Here is a 3,895-nt window from a genome sequence, read left to right on the forward strand (position 1 = left end):
GAAAAAACAATGCCTCACGCAAAAACGCAACTTCAAAACGGGTGAGCGAGGAACGCCCCTCACCCCCACGCCGGCCCCATCCGAGGCGAGGATGCAGTCCGCCAATCCCAACCCGACGCGTGAGCGAGGGACCACCCTCCGTATCCGTAAGGTGCCACCCACCTTCCGCAGTCCCGACGCGTGAGCGAGGGACCCACCGGCTCGTTGCGATGGCATGGGGTCCCTCGCTGACGCGTCGGGTTGTGAAAAAAACAATGCCTCACGCAAAAACGCAACTTCAAAACGGGTGAGCGAGGGACGCCCCTCAACCCCACGCTGGCCTCATCCGGGGCGGGAAGATCTGGCGGGAAGATCTTTGGTGTGTTGGTTGGCGATCCCGAGAGCCGCCGGTTAATATATTGACTTCCGCGAGCAGCCTGCTCCTCGAGTGTTCCCAGCGGGGGCGTTTCGACCAAGCAGGGCTCGCTGAAGCGGTGCACCACCGCGTCCCCACCCTTCCCCTTCCCCCCGGCAGATGCTTCGCCCATGAAATCCCTCCGTTCTTCCTCGTCAGCTCGCATTTTCGCGAGCATGCACGCGGGAAACTCATCGTCCCGGCTTCGGCGCACGGTCGCGTCGTCCATCGTCCATCTGGCCGTCTTGTGCGGCGTTCTTGGATCGGCCATCGTTCCACTTTCGAGCGTTTCAGCCGCCGGCTTAGGAGTCACTCCCGCCGAGCAATTCAAGGTCCCTGAGGGCTTTGAAGTGGAATTGCTGCACGAAGTGGCCGCCGACAAAGAAGGCTCGTGGGTTAGCCTGACGGTTGATCCCAAAGGCCGGTTGATCGCCTGCGACCAAATGGGAGGGCTGTTCCGAATCGACATGAGTTCGGGCGAAGCCAAGGTCGAGAAACTGGACATCGATTTCGTCGGTGCTCAAGGTCTGCTGTGTGCATTCGGTTCGCTCTACGCCAACGTCAACGCTCGCAACGAACCCTGTGGTTTGTGGCGTTTGACCGACACCGATGGCGATGACCAGTACGACAAAAAGGAACACATCATCCCGCTCAACGGTGGCAGTGAGCACGGACCGCACGCGTTGATCCTGACTCCCGATGGCAAACGCATCATCATGGTCGCAGGCAACAACACCAACCTGCCCGAAGAGATCGCTCACTCGCGAGTGCCCAAGGTCTGGGAAGAAGATCACCTGCTCGGCCGCATGCCCGATGCTCGCGGGCACAACGCTAACCGCATGGCACCCGGTGGTTTCATCTGCTCGCTCAATCCCGATGGCAGCGAAGTGGAATTGATCGCGACCGGTTTTCGGAATCCCTACGACATCGCCCTGAACCGTCAAGGCGAACTGTTCACCTACGATGCCGACATGGAATGGGACGTCGGCACGCCGTGGTACCGTCCCACACGAATCAACCACGTGATCAGTGGTTCTGAATTCGGATGGCGAAACGGCACCGGCAAGTGGCCTGCCTACTACCCGGATTCGTTCGGATCGGCCGTTGACATCGGTCCCGGTTCGCCAACCGGGATTGTGTTCGGTTACGGCGCCAAATTCCCCAAGAAGTACGAAAACGCTCTGTTCATTTCCGATTGGAGTTACGGAAACATTCACGCGGTTCATCTGACCGAAGACGGATCGAGCTACAGCGGCACCTACGAAACCTTCGCCACCGCTGCTCCTCTGCCCGTGACCGATTTGGTCATTCACCCCGATGGCGCGTTGTACTTCGCCATTGGTGGACGCGGCACGCAGAGCGGTCTGTACCGGATCAAGTACACCGGTGACATCGCCGCAGCCAACGCCGCCGAAGAAGCCGTCGCGGCATCCGCCGAAGCCAAGCAGCTTCGTGAACTGCGTCAAAGCATCGAAGCCCTGCACGTGGATGACGATGATCTGGCCGTCAGTACCGAGGACGCGATCAAGTTGGCAATCGAAAACCTGAGCCACGACGATCGTGCGATTCGCTTCGCCGCCCGCATCGCGTTGGAGCATCGATCGCCTGCGGCGTGGAAATCGTCCGCACTCAGCCAAGCCGATGGGGAAGCCAAAATCCTCGGCGTCATCGCGTTGGCTCGCACCGGCGAAGAATCCGATCAAGCCGCCGCGGTCCAAGCGTTGACATCGATTGATCTGGAGTCGCTCACCGCCAGCGAAAAGATTGACTTCCTGCGTGCGGCTGGTTTGGTCGCGATGCGGTTGGGCGATTTTGATGAAGCCCAACGAAACGCGTTGGTTGCCAAGCTGAAAGGCCAGTTTCCTTCCGGAGTCGATTCGCTCGATCGCGAACTGGCAATCATGGCGATCTACCTGAACGTTCCCGGTTCAACCGCTTCGGTGCTGGCCGCGATGCAGGATTCGCCCAGCCAAGAGAGCCAGATTCACTACGCGATGGCGTTGCGAGCGGCAAAAGAAGGTTGGAACATGGATCTGCGTCGCCAGTACTTGGCGTGGTTCAATGAGATGGCCACCGCACGGGGTGGCATGTCGTTCGGTGGCTTCTTGGACAACATCAAGAAGGTCACGGTCGACGCTTTGTCCGATGCCGACAAGAAATCGCTGGCCGAGGTGCTCGCCAAACCCAAGCAAGCAGACGAGCCTGCCGCTGGGCCGCCGCGTGACTTCGTCAAAGAATGGAAAGTCGAGGACTTGGTCGACATCGTCAGCGATGAGAACCGTCGTCCAAACTTTGAAAACGGCAAGGCCATGTTCGCCGCCGCGACGTGCTACAAATGTCACCGCATGGGATTGCAGGGTGGTATCCTCGGTCCTGATTTGACCAGTGCCGGTGGCAAGTTCAGCCCGCATGATATGTTGGTTTCGATCATTGAGCCCAGCAAGGTCATCAGCGACCAGTACGGTTCCACTCAATTCTTGACCGAAGACGGTGACATCATCACCGGACGTGTGATCAACATGCACGGCAACGTCTTGAACGTGATGACCAACATGTTGGATCCGTCGTCGTTGGCGAAAGTCGATCGTGAAGGCATCATCCAGACGCGAGAGTCCCAGGTCAGCATGATGCCCAACGGTTTGTTGGACACCCTGACGGCCGAAGAGATCGCTGATTTGGTGGCTTACTTGCGAGCCGGGGGCAACGCCAAGCACGCGATTTACACGCAACCAGTCGCCAAGCGATAGTTCGTCCTCGACGGATTCGCACTGCGAACGAAAACGACTTCAAACGACTTCGGAAAGCCCGCCTTTCCGAAGTCGTTTTTTGATGCGCTGATGGTCACCCTTCCCTTATGGCACTTGCTTTGCAAATTCACTCTCTTCCCTGGGGAGGTCGAGCAGCTTTTGGATGCTGTGCTTGCAATGCGTTAAGAGCCCCGCCCGTGCAGCGGGAGGGGGCGGAAAGCGAGCGTTCAGCGAGATTTCCGGGTGATGGCAATCCTCGCCGTTTTCCACGCTCGGCCCCCTCCCTCGCGGACGCCTGAACGGCGTCGCTCGACCTCTGGGAGGTGCGAGCGAAGAGCTACACACCGGGCTGTTCGTTCAATCCTAACCCGACGCGTGAGCGAGGGACCACGTGTCGTTGCAGCGAGCCTGTGGGTCCCTCGCTGACTGGTCGGGTTATGAAGAATCAATGCCTCACGCAAAAACGCAACTTCGAAACTCACGCGTTCGGGTTGTTGTGGGGCGTCGCTCGCTGACCGGGCTGTTCATTTGATCCTAACCCGACGCGTGAGCGAGGGATCGTGGGCCGTTGCCGCGAGCCTGTGGGTCCCTCGCTGACGCGTCGGGTTGTGAAAAAACAATGCCTCGCGCGAAAACGCAGCTTCGAAACTCACGCGTCGGGTTGTTGTGGGGCGTCGCTCACTCACTGGGCTGCTCGTTCAATCCTAACCCGACGCGGGAGCGAGGGATCACGTGCCGTTGCGGTGAGCCTGGG

The 3,895-nt window shown here is 59.3% G+C and carries 2 protein-coding genes; both read left to right on the forward strand.

What is annotated here, in order from left to right; genetic code table 11:
- Positions 1 to 184 (forward strand): hypothetical protein (locus ACF8AM_RS03700; protein ID WP_392554336.1); only part of this gene is annotated, 184 nt, incomplete at its 5' end.
- Positions 185 to 525: 341 nt separating this feature from the next.
- Positions 526 to 3,141, forward strand: coding sequence for an L-sorbosone dehydrogenase (locus ACF8AM_RS03705; RefSeq protein ID WP_392554337.1), 2,616 nt, complete (start codon positions 526 to 528; stop codon positions 3,139 to 3,141).
- Positions 3,142 to 3,895 lie beyond the last annotated feature (754 nt).

It is taken from the genome of Rhodopirellula sp. JB055, assembly GCF_043100905.1.
Lineage (GTDB): Bacteria > Planctomycetota > Planctomycetia > Pirellulales > Pirellulaceae > Rhodopirellula.